We start from the raw sequence: 1,322 nt of genomic DNA, 5'->3' as shown, positions 1-1,322 counted from the left end.
CCCAAGCCGGTAGTGGCCCCCAAGCCTGCTGCCAGTACAGAAGGTGGCGAAGAAGGAAGCAACCGCAGCACCGGGGTCCAGTCGATCCGCGTCGATCTCGACAAGGTCGACCGCGTGGTCAACATGGTCTCGGAACTGGTGATCACCCAGTCCATGCTGACCCAGCAGATGGATGAAAATCTGCGCGCCCGTTATACCGAACTGGTGCGCGGCCTCGAAGTGCTGGCCCAGACCACTCGCGGCCTGCAGGATTCGGTCATGGCCATTCGCGCGCAGCCGGTCAAATCGGTCTTCTCGCGCATGCCGCGCCTCGTGCGCGAACTTGCCACCAAGACCGGCAAGAAGATCAAGCTCGAAACGATCGGTGAAAACACCGAAATCGACAAGACCGTCATTGAGCAGCTTTCCGATCCGCTGACCCATATGATCCGCAATTCGGCCGACCACGGAATCGAAGACCCGGAAAAGCGCAAGGCGCGCGGCAAGTCCGAGATCGGGACCATTCGCCTTTCGGCCGAACAGGCTGGCGGCAATATTCTCATCGTCGTCGAAGACGATGGCAACGGTATCAACCGCGAACGCGTGTTGCAGCTGGCTCGCGACAAGGGCCTCGTTGCGCCTGATATCACGCCCACGGACGAGCAGATCGATCAGCTCATCTTTGCTCCGGGTTTCTCCACGGCGGATGCGGTAAGCGATATTTCCGGCCGCGGCGTTGGCATGGACGTGGTGCTCTCCAACATCAAAAAGATCGGCGGCTCCGTGCATGTCCGCTCCTGGACCGGCAAGGGCTCGCGCGTCACCCTGCGCCTGCCGCTGACGCTGGCCGTGCTCGATGTCATGCTCGTCAAGGTCGGCGAAAGCCCTTATGTGGTGCCGCTGTCCTCGATCGTTGAAACCATGCAGTGCTCGGGCGCCGTTTTCGAGCGCGTCCCCTCCGGCGGCCAGGTGCTGCAGGTGCGCGGCGAATATGTCCAGGTTATTGATGTCGCCCAGCGCTTCGGCATGTATTCGAACAAGGCTTCCGACGAGCGGTTCGTGGTGCTGTGCGAAAGCGAGGGCAGCCAGAAGGTGGCACTTGTCGTCGATGACATCATTGGCCAGCAGCAGGTTGTCATCAAGAGTCTGGAAGAGAACTTCGAGCAGGTCGAAGGCATTGCCGGCGGCACGATCCTCGGCGACGGCAATGTCGCGCTGATCGTCGACGTTCAGGGGCTTCGAACCCACCAGATTCATCAGAACGCGGCCTAGTTGGCCGGGTGGCGCGGCGGCGGTTCGCCGCGCCGAACTGCGAGTAAGAGCGGCTGCCAGCCGCGTGTGAG

The 1,322-nt window shown here is 61.7% G+C and carries 1 protein-coding gene; it reads left to right on the top strand.

Annotated features, from left to right (window positions below; all coding sequences use genetic code 11):
* Positions 1 to 1,251: chemotaxis protein CheA (locus J0I64_RS08255; protein ID WP_291407112.1), on the top strand; the 1,251-nt coding region annotated here is incomplete at its 5' end.
* Positions 1,252 to 1,322 lie beyond the last annotated feature (71 nt).

It is taken from the genome of Devosia sp., assembly GCF_017307565.1.
In the GTDB taxonomy this organism is placed as follows: domain Bacteria; phylum Pseudomonadota; class Alphaproteobacteria; order Rhizobiales; family Devosiaceae; genus Devosia.
The sequence above is the reverse complement of the archived record's forward strand: the minus strand, read 5'-3'. Positions and strand labels throughout refer to the sequence as shown.